Genomic DNA, 21168 nt, shown 5'->3' with positions numbered 1-21168 from the left:
CCTGTGGCGGTACCGGTGGGATTTGAACCCACGGTGGAGTCGCCCCCACACATGTTTTCGAGACATGCTCCTTAGGCCGCTCGGACACGGTACCGGGAGAGACTTTACACGATCCGGGAGGCCCGTGACGACACCCCGCGCTCCTCCCCTCCACACGCGGCTGGGTCCGCCTCCTCCTCCTCAGACCGCCACGACGGTGACCGCAGACCGAGGCGCCGCGCGTACCGTCTCCGCCATGAGAACGCGCACCCTCGTCGCCCTGCTGTCCTCCGTCGTCGGCGCGGCCGTCGTCAGCGGAGCCGCCGGCATCGGCGCACGGGCGGGCATCCGCGGGCAACGGGCAGCGTCCCAGCGGATCGTCGACATGCTCCCCGTGCACGCCGACTGGTGGCGCGAACGCCTGCACCACGACGGCCAGCTCACCTACGTGGCGATCGGTGACTCCGCGGCACAGGGGGTCGGCGCGACGGCTCCGGGTCGCGGGTACGTCGGCCTGCTCGCTCGTCGCATCCGGCACCGTTCCCGCTTGACGGTGCGGGTCGTGAACCTCAGCGTGTCCGGTGCGACGACCTGGGGGGCCAAGCAGCACCAGCTCCCGAAACTGCACCACTTCACCCCGGACGTCTGCACGGTGTCCATCGGCGCCAACGACATCGCGGACTTCAACCCGGACAAGTTCGAGCGCAACATCCGGGCCATCTACGGGGCCGTGCCGTCGCACGCGATCGTCGGGGAACTCCCGTGCATGTTCGTGCCGGACCGGGAGCGCAAGGTCGCGGTCGCGAACGAGATCATCCACCGGGTCGCGGGTGAGCTCGGTCTGACCGTGGCACCGCTGCACGCGATCACGAAGCGGGTCGGGATCCGGCGCACCTTCTTCAACACGTACGGCGACCTGTTCCACCCGAACGACCGCGGGTACGAGATCTGGGCGAGCGCCTTCGAACCGGCGGTCGACGCACGGGTGGACACAGTGGCCGCCATCCGTCGGTACCTCTCCGCGCGGGAAGCCGAGGAGCTCGGGAGCCAGGCCGGCGACGTCGCGCACGCCCGTGCAGAGCAGGACACCGACGACGCCGCGGTGCTCGACACGGCGAACCGACCGAATCCACTCGACCGCCTGCGTCAGCGTGTCACCGGCTCGGTCCCGCTGCCGGGTCCGCACGCCAGCGGCGACCGCGATGACGAGGGCTCCGACGACCGAGCCGACGAACCGACCGATGTCGGCCGAGCCGACCGGACCGATGTCGGCGGAGCCGACCGGGCCGATGTCGGCGGAGCCGCCTAACCTCGTCCCATGGCCCGTCCCCAGTCCTCGTTCCGCTGCACGGAGTGCGGGTGGACCAGCATCAAGTGGGTCGGTCGCTGTGGCGAGTGCCAGTCGTGGGGGACGGTGGAGGACGCGTCGGCGGCGACCGCCAGCAGCCGCGGGACGGCGTCGATCGCCGTCACCGGCAACCGCATCGCCCGGCCGATCACGGAGGCCCGCGGCGGTGCCGTGCAGCGCTGGCAGACCGGCATCGGCGAGTTCGACCGCGTGCTCGGCGGCGGGATCGTCCCCGGGGCCGCGGTCCTGTTGAGCGGCGAGCCCGGAGTCGGCAAGTCCACGCTCCTGCTCGAGGTTGCGTCCCGCGCGGCCTCGATGGGCAAACGCGTCCTCTACGTCAGTGCGGAGGAGTCCGTCGACCAGGTGCGCCTCCGCGCGGAACGCACCGGCGCCATGCACGACGAACTGTTCCTCGCGAGCGAGGTCGACCTCGGCGTCATCCTCGGCCAGATCGAACAGGTGCAGCCGGACCTGCTCATCGCCGACTCGGTGCAGACGATCTCGTCCGCGTCAGTCGACGGCATCGCCGGTGGGACGTCCCAGGTGCGCGAGGTGGCCTCCACGCTCATCCGGGTGGCGAAGCAGGCCGCGCTCCCGGTCCTCATCGTCGGACACGTCACGAAGGACGGCACGATCGCCGGACCCCGTCTGCTCGAACACCTCGTCGACGTGGTCTGCCAGTTCGAGGGCGACCGCCAGACCGCACTCCGGTTCGTCCGGGCTCTGAAGAACCGCTTCGGACCGACGGACGAGGTCGGCTGCTTCGACATGGCGGGTGACGGCATCCACGAGGTACCCGACCCGAGCGGCCTCTTCATGTCCCGCAACGGCGCCCCGGTGTCCGGCACGTGCATCGCGGTGGCGATGGAGGGACGGCGGGCGCTCCCGGTCGAGATCCAGGCCCTCGTCGTCCCCAGTTCGGCACCGCAGCCGCGTCGCGTCGTGAACGGGGTGGACGCATCCCGTGTGGCCATGCTCCTCGCGGTGCTGGAACGACGAGCCGGCATCAAGCTCTCGGACGCCGACGTCTACGTCTCGACCGTCGGCGGCATGAAGCTCACCGAACCCGGCGCCGACCTCGCCATCGTGTTGGCGCTCGCGAGTGCGGCCCGTGACCGCCCGTACCCGCACACGCTCGCTGCCGTCGGCGAGATCAGCCTCGCCGGCGAGATCCGGACGGCGACCGGCGCGAAACAGCGCGTGGCGGAGGCGGGACGACTCGGCTTCACGACGGTCCTCGGAGCCGACGCGGAACACCTCCGGGAAGCCCTGCGGGTCGCGTTCTCGATGACGAAGTCCCCGCGGGAACGCGAGCTCGACGCCGCCTTCTGACCGCCCGAGAGGACCGACGCCGTCACGGTCGCTGGTCGCCGGCGACCACTTCGGCGGCGGGCACCTCGGTATCCACGTCGTCCTCGATCCCGGTGCCCGCGACGGCGGAGGCGAACCCACGCCGGTCCCGCGTCGCCCACACGCCGATGACCGCTGCCACCGCGAGCGCGAACGCGACCAACCCGGAGAACGGCAGCCCGCTGGCGGTGAGCGCCGACCACCCGCCGGAACCGAGCGCCCACCGCACCAGCCGAGCCGCGCCTCCCGGGACGGGCACCGGCCGGAGCCGCACGACGTGCTCACCGAAGGTCCGCCCCGACACCAGGACGATGACGAGCTGCACGACGGGCGCGGCGAACGCGGCGACGATGCCGAGACCGACGGCGAGCGGCCCGCCGTCCGGCACCCCGAGCAGCGCGAGGCCGACCGAGGTGACCGACGTGAGCAGGCCCGTCGTGAACCAGATGGCCAGGACGTCGGCGAGGATGCCGAAGAACCGCCGGCCGGCCGTGACCGGTCGCGGCACCCGGGCCTCCTCCGTCGTCCGCGCCGATCCGGCGAGCAAGCCGACGACGGGTGCGAAGAGCGTGCCGAGCAGGGCGCCCGCGGTGTTCGCGATGAGGTCGTCGACGTCGAACAAACGGTAGGCGCACGGGTACAGGAACCAGTCGCCGGTGAGCTGCGTGAACTCGATGAGCAGCGACAGTACGAAGCCCGCGGCACCGCCGACGAGGAGGCCCGCGACGAGTCGGCGGCGGAGCACCGCGTGCCGGACGAGCGCACCGAGCGGGACGAACAGCAGCACGTTGAGGAGCACCTGCGCCACGGCGGGGTTGCCGAGCACCGACCGCGGTCCGGTGATGCCACCCTCGCGGACGATGTCGCCCACGAAGGCGAACGGCTGCAGCTGCGGCCGGGCAGCGGTACGGCAGACGGCGGCGACGTCGTCGGGCAGCGGGAGGAGCGTGTAGGTCACGAGCGCGAGCGCGTAGACGAGCGTCCCGAACGCGAGCAGGCCGCGTCGGACGCCGAGCTTCCCGTGTCGCCGGTACTCGCGCGCGGCCCACGGGACCAGCCCGGCGACGGCGAGCACGGCGCCGAGGGCGAAGGCGATGATGCCGGGCACGATCGATCCCATGGACCGACGCTATCCGGAGGGACCCGGTCCGGTACGGGACCGGTCGTTACGCGCGCAGTGCCGCGAGCAGGTCGGCGGGTTCGGCCTGCATGGTGTGCGGACCGGCGATGTCGAAGAACACGCCTTCGAGGGAGTCGAGGTGCGCGGCCAGGAACTCCTCGAGCCGCTCGGCGTCGTAGACCATGACCTGCCGGAGCTTCTCCCCCGGCACCATCGCGGTGTAGGCGTCCGCCGACGAGAACAGCAGCAGGATGCGCTTGTCCGACCCTTCCCGGCCGAACACACGGACCTGCATGTCCTTCTTCCCGGTGACGAGCCGCGGGACGATCACGATGTCGTTGCGCAGGGCGTACGCCACCGCGGCGACGTCCTGCTTCGCGAGGGCCTCCTCGAGCTGTTCGCTCCGGAAGCGCTGTTCCTTCTGTGCCATCGCCCCTAGTCAAGCAGCCGGACGCTGCACGCGGGGCATCCGCTCAGGAGGCGCGTCCCGCCTGGACGGCATGCGTGCGGCACCGGAGGTCGGCTGTGAAGGCATCGGTCTCGGGGGCGAGCTCGTCGTCCGGCGCGGACTGCACCAGGACGCCGATCGCCGGCGCGAGCACGAAGCTCGACGTGGCTGCCATGCCGTAGTCGTCGACCGACGGCACGTCCACCCGGTCCGCGAGCCCGGACTGGGCGAGCGCCGTCGCGTAGTCGAGCACGGCGTACGCCGCCTCGTCGCTCGTCATGACCGAGGCGACCCCGTAGATGAGGTACTTCATGGCCCAGCCCTTCGTCGATGGCCGTGACGCTACGCGGGGAGTCCGAGGGCCAGCCTGCGATGATCCTGTAGGCGCACTCAGGCCGACCCTTGGAGTGAGAACTCAGCCAACGCCACTACCTTCGGACCAATCGCAATCGCGGGAACTCTCGTTGTACGGCCGAAGGGCTGTTCCTGATGGGGAAGCAGCTTCCATGCCGGCACCATCGCCCACCCTCTACCGACCGACCACCGCCCGGACCCCGGGAGCGCCGACACCGACGTCGACGTACAAGGACCTGCTCGAGCGGGTCCGCACTGAAGGCCTGCTGGAACGCCGTGTCGGCTTCTACTGGGCCGTCTTCAGTGTCCTGACCGTCCTCACCGCCGCGACCTTCGTCGTGTCCGCCATGCTCGGGGCCTCCTGGTTCCAGCTCATCCCGGCCGCGGTGCTCGGTGTCCTCTTCACGCAGTTCGCGTTCCTCTCGCACGAGGCCGCGCACCGCCAGATCTTCGCCTCGCGCAAGTGGAACGACCACGCGGGCCGCTGGCTCGGCGTCTTCGTCGTCGGCCTGTCCTACTCGTGGTGGATGAACAAGCACAACCGCCACCACGGCAACCCGAACACCATCGGCAAGGACCCGGACATCGCGCCGGACGGCGTCGTGTTCATCGAGGAGGACGCCGTCGAGCGTCGCGGACTCCTCCGCCGGCTCGCGATGGTCCAGGGCTGGGCGTTCTTCCCGCTCCTGACCCTCGAGGGCGCCAACCTGCACTGGCTCTCGATCCGCGCGGTCGTCACCGGCAAGGCCGCGAAGGGCACCCCGCAGGAGCGCCGGTTCGAGGCCGTCCTGCTCCTCGCGCGCTTCGCCCTGCTGGCCTGGTTCGTGTTCGCCGTGATGCCGCTCGGCATCGGGTTCGCCTTCCTCGGCGTCCAGATGGCGGTCTTCGGCGTGATGATGGGCGGGTCGTTCGCACCCAACCACAAGGGCATGCCGGTCATCGCCGAAGGTGCCAAGATCGATTTCTTCTCGCGCCAGGTCCGGACTTCCCGTAACATCACTGGTGGCGTGTGGGTGGACCACCTGCTCGGTGGCCTCAACCACCAGGCGGAGCACCACCTGTTCCCGAGCATGGCGCGGCCCAACCTGCGTCGTGCGAAGGCCCTCGTGCGTGAGCACTGCGAACAGCACGGGGTCCCGTACACGGAGACCACGATCTTCCGCTCCTACGGGATCGTCGTCCGGTACCTCAACCGGGTCGGTCTCGCAGCGCGCGACCCGTTCACCTGCCCGATGGTCAGTGCCTACCGATTGCACTGAACCTCTGATCTCCGTCGCCCCGCTCGATGCCGGGTGCCGCACACAACTCGATGGCAACGTCGTCGAAACCCGCGGTGGTGGAATTCTCTCGCCGCGCACGTAAGAAAGTAAGGAACGCCGAAATGGCAACTGGAACTGTCAAGTGGTTCAACAACGAAAAGGGCTTCGGCTTCATTGCGCCGGACGACGGCAGCGCTGACGTCTTCGCCCACTTCTCCGCGATCGGTGGCAACGGCTACAAGTCGCTCGAGGAGAACCAGAAGGTCGAATTCGAGATCACCGAAGGCCGCAAGGGCCCGCAGGCGGAGAACATCACCGTCATCGGCTGACCTCGGTCATCGTGAGCGCCGGGTCGGAGGAGCAATCCTCCGGCCCGGCGCTTCGTCGTCCCACCGACGCCCGGCGCCCACCAGCGTGCGACGACCGGCCGCGTCACTCCAGCACGAACTGCACCGACTCCGCCGACTCGATCTCCCCCACCGCGACCTGCAGGTGGTAGCTGGCCCCGCCCGCCGGCACGGCCGCCCGTGCGGCGTCGCACGTCGTGGCCGACGACCGGGTGCGGTCCCAGGTGATCGCCGGCGTCGTCAGCTCCTGACCCGCCTTGAGCGTGACGTCCTGGTTCGTCCCGCCGGTCTGGCAGTCCTTCGACGTCCAGTACTGCTCGGTGCCGGACGTGATGGTGAGCACCTGCTGCGCCGACCCGAGGTCCATGTGGCAGGAGTTCGACCCGGTGTTCTCGATGGTCATGGCGATCTGCGGGTCGTCGGTGGCCGCGTAGACGCGCTCGTCGACGACGGGCGTCAGCGTGATCTGGTCCTCGGCGCACGCCGCTCCGTCCTTCCGCGCCGGAGCGGACGACGCCGGAGCGGACGACGCCGCAGCCGACGACGACGACGGGGCGGACGGCGCTCCAGCGGCCGGCGTCACGCCCGCGCCAGGGGCGGCGGACGACGCGGACGGGGATGCGGTCGGCCCCGCACCGGGAGCGCCGTTCCCCCGTCCGACGACGATGAGGACGACGACGACCACGACGAGCAGGACCACCCCGAGCACGAGGGCGCGGCGGCGCCAGTAGACCCCGGGGCGCTCGGGACCGACGGGGTGGCGGATCGACGACATGCGCACAGGGTAGACACCTGCACGGCACGTGTCGGGGACCCCCGCCGAGGCAGGGGCGGAGCCGTCAGAGGATCTTCAGCATGCGGGTGTTGCCGAGGGTGTTCGGCTTGACCCGGGCCAGGTCGAGGAACTCCGCGACCCCTTCGTCCGACGAGCGGACGAGTTCGGCGTACACCTCGGGCGGGACGACGGTCTCGCCGATCTCGAGGTACCCGTGCTTCGCGAAGAAGTCGACCTCGAAGGTCAGACAGAAGATCCGCGCGATGCCGAGCTCCCGGGCGTCGTGTTCGAGCGCTTCGAGCATGCGGTGGCCGACCCGCTTGCGGATCCAGTCCTGGTCGAGTGCGAGCGTGCGGACCTCGGCGATGTCGTCCCAGAACACCGCGAGGGCTCCGCAGCCGATCGGCACGCCGTCCGGCCCCTCGGCGATCCGGAACTGCTGGATCGAGCCGTACAGGACGACGTTCTCCTTGCCGAGCAGGATCCGCCGGTCGACGTACGGCGCGATGAGCCGCTGGATGTGCGGGACGTCGGACGCCAACGCGGGGCGCACCAGGATCCCGTGCTCGTCCCGTTCGGAGAACGCATGCCGTCCGTGCTCAGTCATCCGCCACAGCCTACGGCGCGGGCGACGATCGGGGCGCGTCATCGGGGGACACACACCGGGACGGCCCACAGGCGCACCGGCCTACCGTCCCGGGTACACCAGTACGACGAGCAGGAGGAGCACCAATGCCCCAGATCATCGAGACCGTCGACGTCAACGTCCCCGTGCGTGCGGCCTACGACCAGTGGACCCGCTTCGAGGAGTTCCCCACGTTCCTGGACGAGGTCGAGAAGATCGTCCAGGTCGACGACACCACCACCGACTGGACCGTCAAGGTCGCCGGCCAGGAGCGTTCGTTCCGCGCCCTCATCACCGAGCAGCACCCGGACGAGCGTGTCGCCTGGACCGTCAAGGACGGCGAGACCGAGCACGCCGGTGTCGTCACCTTCCACAAGCTCTCGGACGCCGAGACCCGCGTCACCGTGCAGATCGACTGGGAGCCCTCGGGCATCCTCGAGAAGCTCGGCTCCGCGGTCGGCGTCGGCGGCCACGCCGTCAAGAAGGACCTGCAGAACTACAAGGAGCGCGTCGAGGCGGCCCCCACGGCCGACGGCTGGCGCGGTGACGTCCAGGCGTAGGACGCACCCGCAGCGCTGACAGGAGGCGCGGTACCGCTCGGTACCGCGCCTCCTGTCGTGTCCGGGCTCTGCTCCCACACGGACGGGAGGCCCGGTACCAGCTGGTACCGGGCCTCCCGTCTGTGGCGTGCCTGGGCTGACTAGCCCTCGACCTCGCCGGTCGGCGCCTCGGGCGCCTTCTCGAGCGAGGGGGCGCCGGCGAGGACCTCTTCGCGACCCGGCTGACGCCCGGTCTCGAACTGGAACGCACCGTCCGCGAAGTCGACCTTCACGTGGTCACCAGCGGTGAGCTCACCCTGCAGGATGTGCTCGGACAGCTGGTCCTCGACCTCGTGCTGCATCGCGCGGCGCAGCGGTCGTGCACCGAGGGCGGGGTCGAACCCGACCTTGATGAGCTGCTCCTTGGCCGGGAGCGTGAGCTCGACGGTCATGTCGCGGTCGAGCAGACGGTCCGACAGGCGCTTCACGAACAGGTCCACGATCTGCAGCAGCTCGGACTGCGAGAGCTGCGGGAACACGATCGTGTCGTCGACGCGGTTCAGGAACTCGGGCTTGAAGTGCTTCTTGAGCTCCTCGTTCACCTTCGAGCGCATGCGGTCGTAGCCGACGGCCGAGTCACCCTCGACCTGGAAGCCCACCGGACCACCGGCGATGCCCTGCGAACCGAGGTTCGTGGTCATGATGATGACGGTGTTCTTGAAGTCGACCACGCGGCCCTGACCGTCGGTCAGACGACCCTCTTCGAGGACCTGCAGCAGCGAGTTGAAGATGTCCGGGTGGGCCTTCTCGATCTCGTCGAACAGGACCACGGAGAACGGCTTGCGGCGCACCTTCTCGGTGAGCTGGCCGCCCTCCTCGAACCCGACGAACCCGGGAGGGGCACCGAACAGGCGCGAGACGGTGTGCTTCTCGCCGAACTCCGACATGTCGAGGGAGATGAGCGCGCCCTCGTCGTCGAACAGGAACTCCGCGAGCGCCTTGGCGAGCTCGGTCTTCCCGACGCCCGTGGGGCCGGCGAAGATGAACGAGCCCGAGGGGCGGTTCGGGTCCTTCAGGCCGGCTCGGGTGCGGCGGATGGTCTTGGAGAGTGCCGAGATGGCCTCCTCCTGACCGATGACGCGCTGGTGCAGTGCCTTCTCCATGAAGACGAGACGCGAGGTCTCCTCTTCCGTGAGCTTGAACACCGGGATGCCCGTGGCCTGCGCCAGGACCTCGGCGATGATGCCCTCGTCGACGGTGCCGGATGCGGCGACGTCACCCGCACGCCACTGCTTCTCGAGGCGGAGACGCTCGCCGAGGAGCTTCTTCTCCTCGTCGCGCAGGCTCGCGGCCTTCTCGAAGTCCTGCTCCTCGATGGCGGCTTCCTTCTGGCCGCGGACCGTCGAGATCTTCTCGTCGAACTCGCGGAGCTCCGGCGGTGCCGACAGGATCGACAGGCGCAGGCGGGCGCCGGCCTCGTCGATCAGGTCGATGGCCTTGTCCGGCAGGAAGCGGTCCTGCACGTAGCGGTCCGCCAGGTTCGCCGCGGAGACGATCGCCCCATCGGTGATGGACACCTTGTGGAACGCCTCGTACTTGTCGCGGAGGCCCTTGAGGATGTTGATCGTGTGCGGCAGCGACGGCTCGTTGACCTGCACCGACTGGAAGCGGCGCTCGAGTGCGGCGTCCTTCTCGAAGTGCTTGCGGTACTCGTCGAGCGTGGTGGCACCGATGGTCTGGAGCTCACCGCGGGCGAGGAGCGGCTTGAGGATCGACGCGGCGTCGATCGCGCCCTCGGCGGCACCGGCACCCACGAGGGTGTGGATCTCGTCGATGAAGACGATGATGTCGCCGCGGGTGCGGATCTCCTTCGTGACCTTCTTCAGGCGCTCCTCGAAGTCACCGCGGTAGCGGGACCCGGCGATGAGCGACCCGAGGTCGAGCGAGTACAGCTGCTTGTCCTTCAGCGTCTCGGGCACGTCGCCCTTGACGATCGCCTGGGCGAGGCCCTCGACGACGGCGGTCTTGCCGACACCCGGCTCGCCGATCAGGACGGGGTTGTTCTTGGAGCGGCGGGAGAGGATCTGCATGACCCGCTCCATCTCCTTCTCGCGCCCGATGACCGGGTCGAGCTTGCCGTCGCGCGCGGCCTGGGTGAGGTTCCGACCGAACTGGTCGAGGACCTGCGAACCCTGCTGCTGGCCGTTCTGCTGCTGCTCGCCGCCGACGGCGACCGCTTCCTTGCCCTGGTAGCCGGACAGGAGCTGGATGACCTGCTGGCGGACCCGGTTCAGGTCGGCGCCGAGCTTGACGAGGACCTGGGCGGCGACACCCTCGCCCTCGCGGATGAGGCCGAGCAGGATGTGCTCGGTCCCGATGTAGTTGTGGCCGAGCTGCAGCGCCTCGCGCAGGGACAGCTCGAGGACCTTCTTGGCGCGCGGCGTGAACGGGATGTGCCCGGTCGGCTGCTGCTGGCCCTGCCCGATGATGTCCTGCACCTGCTCGCGCACGGCGTCGAGCGAGATACCGAGCGACTCCAGCGCCTTGGCGGCGACGCCCTCGCCCTCGTGGATGAGGCCGAGGAGGATGTGCTCCGTACCGATGTAGTTGTGGTTGAGCATCTTCGCTTCTTCTTGAGCGAGGACGACAACACGACGGGCCCGGTCGGTGAATCTCTCGAACATGTGCTCTCCCTTGGCCCCGCTGGGGCGGGGGCCGACAGCCGGACTCGTGTGAGTCCGGTCACGTACATCGAGACTAACCAGCGCTCCCCGTCAGGGCTGCCCCTGTTCGCCGTGGGCGTGACCTCGGTGCGCGCGGCGCACCGGGCCTGCCGGGAGGCCCGCCACGGCTGCCGCGGACGGGTCCCGCCCGACGGTTCCGGACCGCCGCCGGGTACGATCCGCACCATGGAGCAGCCCGTCGTCGGCCTCGTCGTCCACCCGTCGAAGAACGTCCAGGAGTCCGTCGACATCCTGGACCGCTGGAACGCGTCCGGCGCGGGCCGGCTCATGGCGCGGAGCATCGACGCCGCTCGGCTCCGGAGCGACATCGACGTCGTGGACGACGACGAGTTCACCGACCGGGTCGACCTCGTCGTCGCGCTCGGTGGGGACGGCACGATGCTGGGCGCGATGCGGCTCGTCGCCCGTCGGCCCGTGCCGGTGCTCGGCGTGAACTACGGCAACGTCGGGTTCCTGGTGGAGATCGAGCCGCCCGAGCTCGAGGCCGCGCTCGAACGGCTCTCGGCCGGGCAGTACCAGCTCGAACCGCACCACGCCCTCGAGGCCCGGCTCTCCTGGGGTGGTGCCCGGACCGACTACCTGGCGTTCAACGACATCACGATCGTCCGCCGCCCCGGTGCGGGCCAGGTGTCGGCGGACCTCAGCGTCGGCGGGCTCATGTACGGGTACTACCGCGCAGACGCCGTCGTCGCGGCGACGCCCGCCGGGTCCACCGCCTACAACTACGCTGCGGGCGGCCCGGTCCTGTCCCCCGCACTGTCGGGGTCCGTCGTCACGCCGGTGGCCCCGATGGCGGGGATCGACCGCTCGGTGGTGCTCGCCGCCCGTGAGCGCTACCGGTTCGACATCGCCGAGGGCACCCGCAGCGCGGCGCTCGAGGTCGACGGGTTGGTCGTCGGCGAGGTCGCGACCGGCGCGCAGCTCGAGGTGCGGCTGCGCAAGGACGCCGGCAGCGTGGTTCGGCTCGACGCGGAACGGCACGGTCGGACCGGACGGCTCAAGCTCGGCCTCCTGGACCTGCCGCTGCGGCCGGACCAGCTCATCGAGCTCATCCCGCACGACCTGCGGCAGAAGCTGCGACGCGAGACCGAGGACTGACGCGGTCCGCGCCTCCCGGCCCGTCCCCGGCGCGTCCCCGGCGCGTCCCCGGGACGACGGAAGGCCCGTCCGGTTCGCACCGGACGGGCCTCATCCCATCACCCCACGGATCGTCTTCCCACGGACCGACCCGGATCCCCTGGCCGACCCGTACGGGCCGACCGGAGTCTGCTGACCTACTCGGTCAGGTACAGCTGCATGTCCTGCGAGACCGCCTTGGCGAACAGGCGCAGCTTGGCGCGCGACTCGACACGGCTCACGGCCTGACGGGTCGTGTGCACGATCTTCGAGATCTCGTCGAGCGTCATCGGCTTGTCGTCGTCCAGGCCGTAGCGCATGCGGATGACGTTGGCCTCGTCGCTCGGCAGCTCGGCGACGATGGAGCGGATGTCGCGGTGCAGGAGCGTCGTCTCGGTGAGCTCGTTCGGGCTCGCGGCGTCCTCGTCCTCGATGAAGTCACCGAGTTCGCTGTCGTCGGAGTCGCCGACGACGGTGTGGATCGAGACCGGCTCGTGCGAGCGGCCCTTGAGGTCGACGAGTTCCTCGACGCTCATGCTCAGTTCGGCGGCGACCTCGTCGGGCATCGGCGCGCGGCCGAGGTCGACGGTCAGGTCGCGCTCGGTGCGCGAGATCTTGTTGATCAGCTCGACCGTGTGCACCGGGATGCGGATCGTGCGTGCCTTGTCGGCGAGACCACGCGAGATCGCCTGGCGGATCCACCAGGTGGCGTAGGTCGAGAACTTGTAGCCCTGCGTGAAGTCGAACTTCTCGACCGCACGGACCAGCCCGAGGTTGCCCTCCTGGATGACGTCCATGAACGGCAGGCCGCGCTGCGAGTAGCGCTTCGCGATGCTCACGACCAGGCGGAGGTTCGAGGTGATCATCCGCTCCTTGGCGCGCTCACCGTCGCGGACGAGCCAGCGCAGCTCACGCTCGAGGGACTTCTCGAGGCCCGGCTCGTTGTGCAGCTTCTCCTCGGCGAACAGGCCGACCTCGATGCGGCGGGCGATGTCCGCCTCTTCCTCGGCGGTGAGGAGGGCGAGCCGGCCGATGTGACGGAGGTAGTCGCCGACCTGGTCGACGGATGCGCCGCGGACGCCGGCGAGCTGCTCGTCGGCCTCGACCTCGGCGACGGTGTCGAGGGTGGTGACCTCGGCGGAGGTGGTCTTGGTCGCTGCCTTCTTGGTGCGGCGCGAGGTGGTGCTGGGTGCGGCCGTTGCGATCGCCATGGTGACTCTCCCTGCCTGTGACGGATGGTCCTTCGTGGGCTGAGACCGAGTTTGGCGGTCAGGGGCTGTACCCCACAAACCCGCTGGATCGATTCCCAGGGATCTCCGTGGTTCACGACCGGGGGACAACCGGGCGGTACTCCGCCCCTGCCCTGCGTGCTCGCCGTCGATCCCCGCCAGGACGCGGATCGGCGCGGAATCACACGGGTGCAACTCCCGCTGAGCGTCGAGGGGGACACCTGTACCCCGGGGTGCAACGCCATCCGGACAACGGGAACGGGGTACGTCGTGCCGGATCGGGGGATCCGGTCGACGTACCCCGAAGAGGATGTCGCGGTGGTGTCACCAGGACGGTTCGAGCCACCCGTCCCTGGCCTTCGAGACCTCGTGGTCGGCGTCGCGGTCGAACTCGTCGTACTCGCTCTCGATGTCGCCGACGAGGCTGCGGGCTGTGGAGGGCTGCAGGATGGACATGCCGACGATGCTCACACGGCACGGCGACGACGGCGTGAACGACGGGTGACCGGCAGGACACCGGACGGTGCCGCGCGGACGGTGCAGCGGGAGAGCGGTCCGGACCCGTCGGCGCCGGCCGGGTCGCCCGGCGCTCGCCCGGCTACTCGGCGCTCGTGGGGGCCGTGGTGGCGATGCCGCGCTCGCGCTCGAAGCGGGCGCGCTCCTCCGCCTCGATCTTCGCGTAGGCGGTGCGCTCGGTGCGGTCGGCGCGGATGATCGCGCGCATGATGAACCAGAAGATGAGCCCGAGCAGGACGGTCGGGGTCAGGGCGAAGACGATCCCACTCACGAGTCCATTCGGCACGCGTTCATGGTACCCCGCCCGGTCGGGAGGTCCGGCCTGCGTCCGACGCGGACCGGGCCTCCTCCGCGGGGTCGGGCCTACTTCACCAGCGGGAAGAGGATGGTCTCGCGGATGCCGAGGCCGGTGACGGCCATGAGCAGCCGGTCGACACCCATGCCCATGCCGCCCGACGGCGGCATCGCGTGCTCGAGCGCACGGAGGAACTCCTCGTCGACGCGCATCGCCTCCGGGTCACCGCCCGCGGCCAGTCGGGCCTGCTCGACGAAGCGCTCCCGCTGCACGACCGGGTCGACGAGCTCGGAGTAGGCCGTCGCGAGTTCGAACCCGCGGACGTAGAGGTCCCACTTCTCGACGACGCCCGGACGGGTCCGGTGCTGTCGGGTCAGCGGCGAGGTGTCGACCGGGAAGTTCATCACGAACGTCGGCGCGTACAGCGCGTCCGAGTTGAAGTGCTCCCAGAGCTCCTCGACGTACTTGCCGTGGGTGGCGTGCGCGACCTCGACGCCCTCGGCCTCGGCGAGCGCCTGCAGCTCGGACAGCGGGGTCTCCGGGGTGATCTCCCGACCGGCGGCCTCGGACAGTGAGCCGTACATGTCCATGCGCGCCCACTCGCCACCGAGGTCGTACTCGGTGCCGTCGGGCAGCGTCACGACGAGCGGTCCGCCGGTGACGGCACGAGCGGCGTTCTGCACGAGCTCCTGGGTCAGGTCGGCCATCTGCTCGTAGTCGCCGTACGCCTGGTACGCCTCGACCATCGCGAACTCGGGCGAGTGCGACGAGTCGGCGCCCTCGTTCCGGAAGTTGCGGTTGATCTCGAACACCCGGTCGATGCCGCCGACGACCGCACGCTTGAGGAACAGCTCGGGCGCGATGCGCAGGTACAGCTCGGTGTCGAAGGCGTTCGAGTGCGTGACGAAGGGTCGGGCCGAGGCGCCGCCGTGCTGGGTCTGCAGCATCGGGGTCTCGACCTCGAGGTACTCGTGCGACGTGAAGGTCTGGCGGAGCGACGACATCACGGCGGCGCGGGCCCGCACGGTCTTCCGCGCGTCCTCGCGCACGATGAGGTCGAGGTACCGCTGGCGGACCCGGGTCTCCTCGTTCAGCTCGTTGTGCAGGTTCGGCAGCGGCAGGATCGCCTTCGCCGCGATCGCCCACTCGTCGACCATGATGCTCAGCTCGCCACGACGCGAGGAGATGACCCGGCCGTGCACGAACACGTGGTCCCCGAGGTCGACGAACTCCTTCCAGCGGGCCAGCGACTCGTCGCCGACCTCGGCCAGGGAGACCATCGCCTGGATGCGGGAACCGTCACCCGACTGCAGCGTGGCGAAGCAGAGCTTGCCGGTGTTCCGGGAGAACACGACGCGCCCGGCGACGCCGACCACGTCCTGGGTCTCCTCGCCGGTCTCCAGGTGCGCGTACTGCTCGCGGACGGCCGGGATCGTCGTCGTGATCGGCAGCTCGGCCGGGTAGGCGTCGACTCCGGACGCCAGGAGTCGTGCGCGCTTGTCGAGTCGGACCTGACGCTGCTCGCTCGTCTCCTGCTCGGCCAGTGCGGCGGCGTCGGCGACCGCGGTCTCGGCCGCGGTGTCGGTGCGTGCGGGGGCGGTCTCGTCGGTCATGCTGGTGCGGCTCCGGAGGTCGTGGGGGATCGCGTCGATGCTACCCGCCCGGCTGCGCTCCCCCCGCCGTCCCTCAGAGCGTCGACTGCCCGTCGGCCGCGGTCAGCGCGTTGTCGACCGCCGAGCGCACGAGCGCGCCGAGCACCCGCCCGGGGTGCTCCACGCCGATGCCCGCCAGCGCGCCGACGGACTGGTCGATGATCGCCGTCGAGAAGCTCACCGCCGCGCGCACCCCGTCGGCGTACGCGGGTCGGTCCCGCTCGGCGACGACGAACGGCTCGGCACCCATCTCCACGACGAGGGCCTGCGCGATGGGGAGCACCGGCGCCGGCGCGGTCACGGCGCAGTACGCGTCCCGGAGCCGGGCGAGGTCCACGCTGGTCCCGGTGAACGCCATCGCGGGGTGGATCGCGAGCGGGATCGCCCCGGCGCGCATCGCCGGGGCGAGGACGTCGACCCCGTGGTCCGGGCTGGTGTGCACCACGAGCTGACCCGGCTGCCAGATGCCCGCGTCCGCCAGACCCTGCACGAGTGACGGCAGCTGGTCGTCCGGCACGGCGAGGAGCACGAGTTCGCTGCGCTCGACGAGCTCCGGCGTGCCGAGCACCGGCGCCCCGGGGAGCATCGCCTCGGCGCGGTCGCGTCCGGCTTCGGAGACGGCGGTGATCCCGACGACGGCGTGCTCGGCGTTCGCCAGGGCGGCTCCGAGCACGGGGCCGACCCGTCCGGCGCCGATGATGCCGACACCGAGACGCCCGGCCCTCATCGCAGGGCTCCCGGCCACGGGACGGTGTGCCAGCCGGGAGGCCCGTCCTGCGTCAGCCACGCGGGTGCCGGTCGGCCGTCGGCCTGGCCCCCGCCGTCCGGCTCGGTCACGTGCGGCCCGGGCGCGTGCGATCCGGCCACCTGGGGACCGTGCGCCGACGTGTCGGCGGCGGGGTGGGCCTCCTGGCCGTCGCGCCAGCGGTGCGAGGTGTCGGCGGCCGCCGCCTCGACCGCGCGCTCGGTCGTGCCGGACCAGAGCCGCTGCGCGTCACCGGCATCGAGCGCGCCGACGCGGGCGGACACCGGACCGGAGACCGTGTGCACGTGCACCGATGCGACGCGCAGCGCGCGCTCGAGCGGTCCCTGCGTCACCTTGACGCTCTGCACGCGCGGCAGCGGGACCACGACGAGCGAGCGCCAGACGGCACCGAGCCGGAGCAGCACGGCTCCGGGCACGAAGCGGTAGCCGTTGCGCGACGCGGAGAACGGGCGCAGCCACCGGCCGCGACGGGGCGAGTGGACGAAACCGCCCTGGTCGCCCGTCGTCGTGAGGCTGTCGTCGACGACACCCACGGCTTCGGCCGACCCCTCGCGCAACCGCTCCATCGACGCCGCCGGTCCGACGACCGCCGCGCCGACGAGCTCCGGCAGGATGATCTCGAGCACCTGACGGACGTCGGCCGCGGTGCCGACGGGCAGCACGATCGACGAGGCCTGCTGGTTCGTCGTCGCGCCGTTGCCGGCGTTCGTCGCCCGGTTGATGCGGATGTCCCACCAGCCGAAGGGGCGCCAGAGCAGCGGCTGGGCGACGCTCACGGCGTGGATGCGGCCGGGCGGCAGCGTCTCGTTCGAGGTGGAGAACAGCCCGAAGCCGATCCGGATGCCGTCCCGGGTCTCCGCGATCGTGTACCGGAGCGACTTCGAGAACTTGCGGACGTAGTAGCCGCCCGCGCCGATGACCGCCGGGAACAGCGACACGAGCAGGAAGTACTGCCCGGTCAGGCTGATGCTCACGATGATCGCCACGACGAGCAGCAGGATGACGACCGTCGTGCCGGAGAGCAGCATCGACGCGATGAGCCGTCCGGGGTGCACCCGCACGACCCGGGTCGCGTGCACGGCCTCGGGGTCGAGCTCGGGCGCCAGGAACTCCCCCACGCGCCCGTACGCGCCGCCGGCGGCGGCGGCAGCGGCAGCGGCCCGCGGGTCGCGTGCCGGGTCCTTCGCGCCCGAGGCGAGGACGAGGATGCGCTGCCGGAGGTCGTCCGCGGCCTTCGCCCCCAGGTACGCGAGCTGCACGTTGGCGTCGTTGCCGGCCTGCGCCACCTCGAGCTTGGCGGTGCCGAACAGCCGCGGGATGAGCGGCCGCGAGATGTTGATGCCCTGGATGCGGTCGAGCCGGGCCTTGCGGTGCGTGCGGAACACGACGCCCGAGCGCACCTCGACGATCTCGCCCGTGACGCGGAACTCGTGCATGCGCCAGGACAGGTGGAACAGCCCGATGAGCACGAGCATCAGGACCGCGATCCCGAGCAGCACCCAGCCGACCACGCCGTGTTCGTAGACGTAGCGGACGGGGTCCCCGTCCTCCTGCGGGCCGCCCTCGCCCGGGATGAACACCTCGACGATCTGGTCGCGCAGGTTGTTGAGGACGTAGCCGAGGATGACGACCAGGAAGATGCCGCCCTTGAGCAGCGGGGTGAGCGGGTGCAGGCGGTGCCACTCGCCGTCGGTGAGGGGCGCAGCCGCTGCCGCGTCGCCCTTGCGGGGCGGCGCGGGCATCGGGGCCTCGGGTCGGAACGTCACGACGGCCTACAGCCCCGCGCGACGGGACTCGGCGAGTTCGACGAGGCGGTCGCGCAGCTCGTCGGCCTGACTCGCGGGGATGCCCGGGATCCGGATGTTCGACGAGGCCGCCGCGGTGACGAACTTCAGCTCGCTCATCCCGAGCGCCCGGTCGAGCGGGCCCCGGTTCACGTCGACGAGCTGCAGCCGACCGTAGGGCACGGCCGTGAAGCGCTGCCACATCAGCCCGCGACGCAGCACCAGGTCGTCCTCGCGCAGCGCGTACCCGATGGACCGGATGCGGCGCGGGGTGAGGACGGCGGTGACGAGCGTGACGACGGCGACGACGGCGCCGAGGACGAACCAGACGAGGCCCGCCGTGCCGCCCGTGCCGCCGCTCGCGACGCCGAGGAGCACGAGCCCCGCCGTGACGACACCGCCGACCAGGACGGTCCCGACGAGGTCGGTCCAGACCAGCTTCGCGGAGACCCGGGTCCACGTGACGTCGTGCAGACCCAGTCCGGTCTCGTCGAGGCGTTCGAGCGGCATCGGGGTCTCCTGGTCTGCGGGGATCGGTCCTCGTCGACCGGCAGCACCGGTCAGGCCGTGGTGGCGCCCCGCCCGTCGTGGTCGTCCTCGTCCGGGGGCGGCGCGATGCACATCCGCTCGGCGACGAGGGCGCACACGGTGAGCACGATCCCGCCGCCGAACGCCACCGCGTTCGGCAGGGTCGAGCCTAGCGAAGGCAGGACCGACCGGGTCAGGAGGTACACGAGCAGTCCGAGGGCGAACGCGCCGAACAGCGCACCGCAGATGCTCGAGGCCTTCGCGAGGAACACCACGCGGGTCGCGTACATCGGGTCGACCCGTCGCTCGGCGCGGCCCCGGGTCTGCCGACGGATCGGCGCGGCCATGAACAGCAGCGCGATGCCGATGAACGCGAGCGTCAGGCCGAGGGGCACCGACATGAGGAGCGTCGGGGACTGCCGTGCGGTCAGGGCGGTGTCGAGGGCGAACCCGGCGACCGCGGCGACGATCGCGACGCTGACCAGCGTGGAGGCCCGCGTCGGCTTCACGAGGCGGCTCCCGCCGCCGGCGCGATCGCGTCGAACAGCCGCGGCTCGTCGACCCGCTCGGTGTCGTCGCCGAGGGCTGCGAGCAGCGCCACGACGGCTCCGCGCCCGGGCAGGACGGCGTCCGGGTCGGCGTCCGCCCACGGCGCGAGGACGAAGGCGCGCTCGTGCGCCCGGGGGTGCGGCACGGTGAGCGTCGCGGTGTCGATGTGCCGGTCGTCGACGGCGATGATGTCGAGGTCGAGCGTCCGGTCGCCCCACCGGACCTCCCGCGTCCGGCCGTGCTCGTCCTCGATGCCGTGCAGGGCGTCGAGGAGCTCGTCCGGCTCGAGGTCGGTGTCGACGACCACGACCGCGTTCCGGTAGCGGGGCTTCGCCGCGTCCGGACCGTCGAGGGTCACGGCGACGGACTCGACCTCGGAACTCGACGCGATCGGACGGACCCCGGGCAGCGCGGCGATCGCTCGCGCGGCGGCACGGAGGGTGCTCCCCCGGTCGCCGAGGTTGGCGCCGAGGGCGATGACGACGCGCGTCATTCCTCTTCCTCGGTCCCGTCGGCAGCGCTCGTGCGCTCCCGACGGATCGTGATGGACACGTCCGTGAAGGGCACCGTGATTGGAGCCTGCGGCTTGTGCACGGTGACCTCGGTCGCCAGGGCCGCCCGGTGCGTCAGGACGGCCGCGGCGATGCGCTCGGCCAGGGTCTCGATGAGGTCGACCGGGTCGCGTTCGATCTCGGCGACGACCTGCTCGGCGAGCACCCCGTAGTGCACGGTCTCGGCGAGGTCGTCCGAGTCGGCGGCCGCGGTGGCGTCGACCTCGACCGCGACGTCGACGACGAAGTCCTGCCCGTCGGCGCGTTCGTGCTCGAAGACCCCGTGGTTGCCGCGTGCGCGGACCCCGACGAGGCGGATGGTGTCCCTCATGATCGAGCTGCCCTCCAGGCGTCCCAGACGTCGAGTACGGCGCGGGTCGGCGCCGGGTCGTGCACGCGGACGCCCCATGCGCCGCGTTCGGCCGCGAGCAGGCTGATCGCCGCCGTGGCCAGGTCGCGCTCGGCCGGTGGCGCCCCGGCCGGACTGCCCACGCCGTCGAGGAACCGCTTCCGCGACGCGGCGACGAGCACCGGGAGCCCGATCGAGGCGAAGCGGTCGTAACCCGCCAGGATCTCCCAGTTGTGCCGCCCCTGCTTGGCGAAGCCGAGACCCGGGTCGATGACGACCTGCTCCTGGCGGACGCCGAGGACGATGAGCTCCGCGACGCGCATCTCCACCTCGCGCCGCACCTCCTCGACCGCGTGCGTGTACTCGGCGTTCCGGTGCATCCGGTCGCTGTGGCCGCGCCAGTGCATGACGACGTAGCCGACGCCGGAGTCCGCGACGACGTGGACCATGTCCGGGTCGGCGAGTCCGCCCGAGACGTCGTTGACGATGACGGCACCGAGGTCGACCGCCCGTTCAGCGGTGCTGGCGTTCATGGTGTCGACGCTCACCGCGACGCCCTCGGCGACGAGCTGCTGCACAACCGGCAGCACACGCTGCTGTTCGACCTCGGCAGGGACCCGCTCGGCCCCGGGCCGGGTGGACTCACCGCCGACGTCGACGATGTCGGCACCGGTCGCGACGAGGGTCCGGGCGTGCTCCAGCGCCGCGTCGACGGCCAGGTGCAGGCCGCCGTCGCTGAACGAGTCGGGCGTCACGTTGAGGATGCCCATCACACGGGTGGCGTCCCCGGTGGAGCGGTCGCGGCGACGGCCGGTCACGACCTCCGGCACCGGGGAGGGTGCTCGGAGGTCGATCGCGACCGTCGCCGGTCCTGCTGCTGCTTCGCGCGCTCGACTCACCTCGGCGAGCCGACGCGACCGTCTCGTCGGCAGGTCCGTCATGCCG

23 protein-coding genes and 1 tRNA gene are annotated in these 21168 nt (G+C 70.9%); 6 read left to right on the top strand and 18 right to left on the bottom strand.

What is annotated here, in order from left to right:
- Positions 1-4 precede the first annotated feature (4 nt).
- Positions 5-94 (bottom strand) — tRNA-Ser (locus DEI84_RS02440).
- A gap of 141 nt (positions 95-235) precedes the next feature.
- Between DEI84_RS02440 and DEI84_RS02435 the strand changes: the two genes are divergently transcribed.
- On the top strand, positions 236-1288 hold the full coding sequence (locus tag DEI84_RS02435; protein WP_146236285.1) for an SGNH/GDSL hydrolase family protein: 1053 nt from the start codon (positions 236-238) through the stop codon (positions 1286-1288).
- Positions 1289-1297: 9 nt separating this feature from the next.
- Positions 1298-2659 (top strand): DNA repair protein RadA, encoded by a 1362-nt coding sequence (gene radA, locus DEI84_RS02430; RefSeq protein ID WP_110889517.1) that lies wholly within the window; start codon positions 1298-1300, stop codon positions 2657-2659.
- A 22-nt stretch (positions 2660-2681) separates the two neighbouring features.
- Here the strand turns inward: radA and DEI84_RS02425 are convergent, their stop codons facing one another.
- The 3 genes from DEI84_RS02425 to DEI84_RS02415 are packed head-to-tail and all read right to left on the bottom strand — an operon-like array spanning position 2682 to position 4558.
- Positions 2682-3797, bottom strand: a complete 1116-nt coding sequence (locus DEI84_RS02425) for a VanZ family protein (RefSeq protein WP_110889516.1) — start codon at positions 3795-3797, stop codon at positions 2682-2684.
- A 46-nt stretch (positions 3798-3843) separates the two neighbouring features.
- Entirely contained in the window at positions 3844-4227 is a 384-nt protein-coding gene (locus tag DEI84_RS02420; RefSeq protein ID WP_110858042.1) for an SseB family protein, read from the bottom strand.
- A 43-nt stretch (positions 4228-4270) separates the two neighbouring features.
- A complete protein-coding gene (locus DEI84_RS02415; protein WP_110825657.1) occupies positions 4271-4558 on the bottom strand; it encodes a hypothetical protein in 288 nt (95 codons plus the stop codon).
- 193 nt (positions 4559-4751) lie between these two features.
- Between DEI84_RS02415 and DEI84_RS02410 the strand changes: the two genes are divergently transcribed.
- Both DEI84_RS02410 and DEI84_RS02405 read left to right on the top strand, forming a co-directional pair.
- Complete coding sequence (locus DEI84_RS02410; protein WP_110889515.1) at positions 4752-5858, top strand: acyl-CoA desaturase; 1107 nt, start codon at positions 4752-4754, stop codon at positions 5856-5858.
- A 122-nt stretch (positions 5859-5980) separates the two neighbouring features.
- Entirely contained in the window at positions 5981-6187 is a 207-nt protein-coding gene (locus DEI84_RS02405) for a cold-shock protein (protein ID WP_065963953.1), read from the top strand.
- Positions 6188-6290: 103 nt separating this feature from the next.
- Here DEI84_RS02405 and DEI84_RS02400 read toward each other — a convergent pair whose 3' ends face one another.
- On the bottom strand, positions 6291-6980 hold the full coding sequence (locus DEI84_RS02400) for a hypothetical protein (RefSeq protein WP_110889514.1): 690 nt from the start codon (positions 6978-6980) through the stop codon (positions 6291-6293).
- 64 nt (positions 6981-7044) lie between these two features.
- The gene (locus DEI84_RS02395; RefSeq protein WP_181420314.1) at positions 7045-7587 is read right to left on the bottom strand and encodes an amino-acid N-acetyltransferase; all 543 of its coding nucleotides are present in this window, start codon (positions 7585-7587) and stop codon (positions 7045-7047) included.
- Positions 7588-7712: 125 nt separating this feature from the next.
- Between DEI84_RS02395 and DEI84_RS02390 the strand changes: the two genes are divergently transcribed.
- Positions 7713-8165 carry an SRPBCC family protein gene (locus DEI84_RS02390; protein ID WP_110825660.1) on the top strand — a complete coding sequence of 151 codons (453 nt, stop codon included), beginning with the start codon at positions 7713-7715 and terminating at the stop codon, positions 8163-8165.
- Positions 8166-8305: 140 nt separating this feature from the next.
- On the opposite strand, the gene DEI84_RS02385 is transcribed toward DEI84_RS02390, so the two are convergent.
- Complete coding sequence (locus DEI84_RS02385) at positions 8306-10828, bottom strand: ATP-dependent Clp protease ATP-binding subunit (protein ID WP_110825661.1); 2523 nt, start codon at positions 10826-10828, stop codon at positions 8306-8308.
- Positions 10829-11053: 225 nt separating this feature from the next.
- On the opposite strand from DEI84_RS02385, the gene DEI84_RS02380 reads away from it, so the two are divergent.
- On the top strand, positions 11054-11986 hold the full coding sequence (locus tag DEI84_RS02380; protein WP_110825662.1) for an NAD(+)/NADH kinase: 933 nt from the start codon (positions 11054-11056) through the stop codon (positions 11984-11986).
- 176 nt (positions 11987-12162) lie between these two features.
- Here DEI84_RS02380 and DEI84_RS02375 read toward each other — a convergent pair whose 3' ends face one another.
- The 11 genes from DEI84_RS02375 to folP form a co-directional block, all read right to left on the bottom strand.
- The gene (locus DEI84_RS02375) at positions 12163-13215 is read right to left on the bottom strand and encodes a sigma-70 family RNA polymerase sigma factor (RefSeq protein ID WP_110825663.1); all 1053 of its coding nucleotides are present in this window, start codon (positions 13213-13215) and stop codon (positions 12163-12165) included.
- A 342-nt stretch (positions 13216-13557) separates the two neighbouring features.
- The gene (locus DEI84_RS15885; RefSeq protein ID WP_258367478.1) at positions 13558-13689 is read right to left on the bottom strand and encodes a hypothetical protein; all 132 of its coding nucleotides are present in this window, start codon (positions 13687-13689) and stop codon (positions 13558-13560) included.
- 142 nt (positions 13690-13831) lie between these two features.
- Positions 13832-14035 carry a hypothetical protein gene (locus DEI84_RS02370; RefSeq protein WP_110889513.1) on the bottom strand — a complete coding sequence of 68 codons (204 nt, stop codon included), beginning with the start codon at positions 14033-14035 and terminating at the stop codon, positions 13832-13834.
- A gap of 77 nt (positions 14036-14112) precedes the next feature.
- Positions 14113-15657 (bottom strand): lysine--tRNA ligase, encoded by a 1545-nt coding sequence (gene lysS, locus DEI84_RS02365; protein WP_181420313.1) that lies wholly within the window; start codon positions 15655-15657, stop codon positions 14113-14115.
- 73 nt (positions 15658-15730) lie between these two features.
- Entirely contained in the window at positions 15731-16423 is a 693-nt protein-coding gene (locus DEI84_RS02360; RefSeq protein WP_110825805.1) for a Rossmann-like and DUF2520 domain-containing protein, read from the bottom strand.
- On the bottom strand, positions 16420-18228 hold the full coding sequence (locus DEI84_RS02355; protein WP_110889512.1) for a PH domain-containing protein: 1809 nt from the start codon (positions 18226-18228) through the stop codon (positions 16420-16422). Before DEI84_RS02355 ends, DEI84_RS02360 begins: the two co-directional genes overlap by 4 nt.
- 6 nt (positions 18229-18234) lie before the next feature.
- Entirely contained in the window at positions 18235-18756 is a 522-nt protein-coding gene (locus DEI84_RS02350) for a PH domain-containing protein (RefSeq protein ID WP_110825666.1), read from the bottom strand.
- A gap of 50 nt (positions 18757-18806) precedes the next feature.
- Positions 18807-19283, bottom strand: coding sequence for a DUF3180 domain-containing protein (locus DEI84_RS02345; RefSeq protein WP_146232834.1), 477 nt, complete (start codon positions 19281-19283; stop codon positions 18807-18809).
- Positions 19280-19816: a 2-amino-4-hydroxy-6-hydroxymethyldihydropteridine diphosphokinase gene (gene folK / locus DEI84_RS02340; protein ID WP_110889510.1), complete on the bottom strand. Its 537-nt coding sequence runs from the start codon at positions 19814-19816 to the stop codon at positions 19280-19282. Before folK ends, DEI84_RS02345 begins: the two co-directional genes overlap by 4 nt.
- A complete protein-coding gene (gene folB / locus DEI84_RS02335; RefSeq protein WP_110889509.1) occupies positions 19813-20205 on the bottom strand; it encodes a dihydroneopterin aldolase in 393 nt (130 codons plus the stop codon). Before folB ends, folK begins: the two co-directional genes overlap by 4 nt.
- A complete protein-coding gene (gene folP / locus DEI84_RS02330) occupies positions 20202-21164 on the bottom strand; it encodes a dihydropteroate synthase (RefSeq protein ID WP_181420312.1) in 963 nt (320 codons plus the stop codon). The genes folB and folP overlap by 4 nt, the downstream gene beginning before the upstream one ends.
- Positions 21165-21168 lie beyond the last annotated feature (4 nt).

Origin of the sequence: Curtobacterium sp. MCBD17_023 (assembly GCF_003224415.1) — a bacterium.
Lineage (GTDB): Bacteria > Actinomycetota > Actinomycetes > Actinomycetales > Microbacteriaceae > Curtobacterium.
This window is presented reverse-complemented; position numbering and strand designations above follow the sequence as displayed.